Here is a 4037-nt window from a genome sequence, read left to right as displayed (position 1 = left end):
CTCTGGCTCGTCTCCCTCGCGATGCTCATCATCGTGCTCTTTAGCGGCGTGCTCATCGGCTACCAGTGGACGCAGACGCGCTACTTCGTCGGCACCGACGGCAACACGGTCATCATCTACCGCGGCATCCAGCAGGACCTCGGCCCCATCTCGCTCAGCTCCGAGGCGGAGAACACGGGGATCCCGATGAAGGAGCTCGGCGGCTACGAGCAGCGCCGGGTGGAAAACACCCTGAACGCGGGCTCCCTCGACGAGGCCCGCGAGATCGTCGTTCGACTCGGGGAGGCCAAACAGTGACTGACGCCCGCACCGAAATTCCGACCGGGGAGCAGGCCCTCGAGCGGATCGCCGCCCTGCGCGCGCCGCGACTGCTGCGGAACCTCGAACTGTCCCTGATGCTCTTCGCGATCGCCGTCGGCGTCGGGGCGGTCATCCTCGTTGACCTCGGCGTCCGCGACCGGGTCGGCTCCGAACTCGTGCCGAGCGGGGCAGCGCTCATCATCGCGCTCCTGCTCCTGCACGTCGTGATCCGGCGCACGGCCCCCGACGCGGACCCGCTCATCGTGCCCATCGCCACGGCGCTGAACGGCATCGGGATCGCGCAGATCCACCGGATCGATCTCTATTACGAGCTGACCGGCTGGGGTGCCACCGCGATCCGACAGATCGTGTGGACCCTGCTCGCGGTCGTGATCGCCACGGTCGTGCTCCTCGTGATCCGCAACCACCTCGTGCTGCTGCGCTACACCTACATCTTCGGCCTCGTCGCGGTCGTCCTCCTGCTCCTGCCCATGCTGCCCGGTATCGGCAAGGAGACCTTCGGCGCGCGCGTCTGGATCGAAATCGGCGCGTTCTCCTTCCAGCCCGGCGAGATCGCGAAGATCGCCCTGGCGATCTTCTTCGCCGGATACCTCATGCGCAACCGCGACTCGCTCAGCTTTGTCGGCAAAAAGTTCGCGGGGATCCGCTTCCCGCGTGGCCGCGACCTCGGCCCGCTGCTCGTGTTCTGGCTCGCCGCGATGAGCGTGCTCATCTTCCAGCGCGACCTCGGGACCTCGCTGCTGTACTTCGGCCTGTTCCTCGTGATGCTCTACCTCGCGACGGGGCGCACGGGCTGGGTCGTGCTCGGCGTCGGCCTGTTCCTCGCCGGAGGGCTCATCGCGAGCCAGGTCTTCGACTACGTCAACCGGCGCTTCCAGAACTGGCTCGATCCCTTCCACGACATGCACGGCGTGAGCTACCAGCTCGTCCAGGGCCTGTTTGGGCTCGCAAACGGCGGCATGACGGGCACGGGCCTCGGCCAGGGCTTCCCGCAGGAGACCCCGCTCGCGCAGAGCGACTACATCATCCCGAGCATCGGCGAGGAGCTCGGCATGATCGGGCTGTTCGTGGTGCTCGCCCTGTACCTCGTCCTCGTGGCCCGCGGCATGCGGATCGGCTTCGCGAGCACGGATGACTTCGGCAAGCTCCTCGCGGGCGGCCTCGCGTTCCTCCTCGCGTTCCAGGTCTTCATCGTCGTCGGCGGCGTCACCCGGGTCATCCCGCTCACGGGGCTCACCTCGCCCTTCCTCGCCGCCGGTGGCTCCTCCCTGATTTCGAACTGGATCATCGTGGCCCTGTTCCTGCGGATGTCCAACGCGGTGCGCAGCCGCCCGAAGATGGTGATCCGCTCATGAACAAGCAGTTGAAAGTCGTGACGCGGACCATCTTCCTGATGTTCATCGCGCTGTTTTTCGCGGTGACCATGATCCAGGTGGTCAACGCCGAGTCGCTCCGCGCGAACCCGTCGAATCAGCGGACGATCATGAACAGCTTCGACATCGAGCGCGGGGCGATCGTCGCGGGCGGCGAGCCCATCGCGGTGTCCGAGCCCAGCAATGACGCCTTCAAGTTCCAGCGCGTCTATTCCGGGGGCGACATGTACGCGCCTGTGACGGGATCCTTCTCCCGCAACCAGGGCGTGACGGGTCTCGAGCAGTCGATGAACCTGCCCCTGAGCGGCACCGGCAGCTCGCAGCTGCTCACCCGGCTGACGCGCATCGTGAGCGGCCAGCCCCCGCAGGGTTCCTCCGTCGAGCTCACGATCGACCCGGTCGTCCAGCAGGCCGCCTACGAGGCCATGAACGGCCTGGAGGGCGCGGTCGTCGCAATCGAGCCGAAGACCGGCAAGATCCTGGCGCTCGTCTCCACCCCGAGCTACGACCCGAATCTGCTCGCCTCGAACAACGAGGACGAGATCATCGCGAACTACAAGGCGCTGAACGAGGACCCGAACCGGCCGCTGCTGAACCGGGCCATCGCGGGCGACCTCTACCACCCGGGCTCGACGTACAAGCTGCTCTCCGCGGCCGCGGCGCTGGAGTCCGGCGACTACACGGCCGCCTCGACCTTCGCGAACCCGGACAAGCTGACCCTGCCCGGCACCTCCTCCGTGATGCAGAACGCGTCCCGGACCACCTGCGGCTCCGGCGACAAGGTGTCCCTGGAGACGGCCATCGTGCAGTCCTGCAACATCCCCTTCGCGGAGCTCGCGGCCGAGATGGAACTCTCCGCGATTCCCGAGATGGCCGCCGCCTTCGGCTTCGGCCAGGAGCTGGAGATCCCCACCGTGGTGACGCCCAGCGTGGCGCCGCTGCCCGAGGATAAGGCCCAGGCCGGCCTCAGCTCGATCGGCCAACTCGACGTGCGCAGCACCCCGCTGCAGATGGCGATGGTGGCCGCGGGGATCGCCAATCAGGGCCGCGTGATGACCCCGCAGCTCGTCGAGTCGGTGCTCGCGCCGAACCTCTCCACGGAGTCCGAGTTCTCCGCCAAGGAGTTCTCGCGGCCGATCTCCGAGAAGACGGCGGCCGCCCTGACGGACATGATGACCAAGACCGTTTCCGACCCCGCGGGCACCGCGCACCTCGCGCAGATCCCCGGGACCGCCGTCGCCGGAAAGACGGGCACCGCGGAAAACGGCACTGACGAGAACGGCAACGACCTGCCGTTCACCCTGTGGTTCACCGGCTTCGCCCCCGCGGACGACCCCCAGATCGCGGTCGCGGTCGCGGTCGCGGACGGCGGCGGAGCGGCCCACAATAACGAAGCCAGCTCTTACGAGCTCACAACGGCAATTGGAAAACGAGTGATGGAAGCGGTGTTCGGCCAATGAGACCAACGGCAGGGGTGACCTTCGGGGGACGGTACGAGCTCAGCTCACGGATAGCCGTGGGCGGAATGGGTGAGGTCTGGAAGGCGACGGACAGCGTCATCGGGCGCACCGTGGCCATCAAGATCCTGAAGGATGAGTACATGGGGGACCCCGGGTTCCTCGAGCGTTTCCGGGCCGAGGCCCGGCACGCCGCGCTCGTGAACCACGAGGGCATCGCGAACGTCTTCGACTACGGCGAGGAGCAGGGCTCCGCGTACATCGTCATGGAGCTCGTGCCCGGGGAACCGCTCTCCGCGATCATCGAGCGGGAGAACGTCCTCCCGGCCGACCGGGTCCTCGGCATCGTCGCCCAGACCGCGACCGCGCTGCAGGCCGCCCACGACGCCGGGCTCGTGCACCGCGATGTGAAGCCGGGCAACCTGCTCATCACGCCGGAGGGTCGCGTCAAGATCACGGACTTCGGCATCGCCCGGATCGCCGACCAGGTGCCGCTGACCGCGACCGGTCAGGTCATGGGCACCGTGCAGTACCTGGCCCCGGAGCAGGCGAGCGGCCACACCGCCACGCCCTCCACGGACATCTACTCACTCGGTGTCGTCGCCTACGAGTGCCTCGCGGGGAAACGGCCCTTCACGGGCGAGTCCCAGGTGGCAATCGCGATGGCGCAGATCAACGACACCCCGCCGGACCTGCCCGCAACCGTCGCCGAGCCCGTCCGGAACCTGGTCTACGCCTGCCTCGCGAAGGACGCCGCCGAGCGCCCCGCGACGGCGGCCAAGCTGGCTCAGGCCGCCGCCGCGCTGCACCGCGGCGACGTGCGCACGGCCGCCGCCTACGTGCCCTCGATCCTGCCGCCCGCGGTCGATGACGCAACCACCGCGCT

At 68.0% G+C, this 4037-nt stretch carries 3 protein-coding genes and 1 pseudogene; all 4 read left to right on the top strand.

From position 1 onward, the window contains the following. Window positions 1-297 (top strand): annotated as a pseudogene (locus OOT08_RS09710) (Stp1/IreP family PP2C-type Ser/Thr phosphatase); the annotation flags it as partial. After that, complete coding sequence (locus OOT08_RS09705) at window positions 294-1676, top strand: FtsW/RodA/SpoVE family cell cycle protein (RefSeq protein ID WP_442916215.1); 1383 nt, start codon at window positions 294-296, stop codon at window positions 1674-1676. The pseudogene OOT08_RS09710 and the gene OOT08_RS09705, both read left to right, overlap by 4 nt. Next, a complete protein-coding gene (locus OOT08_RS09700) occupies window positions 1673-3154 on the top strand; it encodes a peptidoglycan D,D-transpeptidase FtsI family protein (RefSeq protein ID WP_325092442.1) in 1482 nt (493 codons plus the stop codon). The genes OOT08_RS09705 and OOT08_RS09700 overlap by 4 nt, the downstream gene beginning before the upstream one ends. Beyond that, the coding region (locus OOT08_RS09695) for a serine/threonine-protein kinase (RefSeq protein ID WP_325092441.1) at window positions 3151-4037 on the top strand (887 nt) is incomplete at its 3' end. The genes OOT08_RS09700 and OOT08_RS09695, both read left to right, overlap by 4 nt.

It is taken from the genome of Leucobacter sp. M11 (assembly GCF_035726885.1).
Taxonomy (GTDB): domain Bacteria; phylum Actinomycetota; class Actinomycetes; order Actinomycetales; family Microbacteriaceae; genus JAPFRB01.
This window is presented reverse-complemented; position numbering and strand designations above follow the sequence as displayed.

What these genes read in the sequence shown, in the direction of transcription:
- OOT08_RS09700 (WP_325092442.1), top strand. Translation starts at nt 1,673, where the DNA reads ATGAACAAGCAGTTGAAAGTCGTGACGCGGACCATCTTCCTGATGTTC.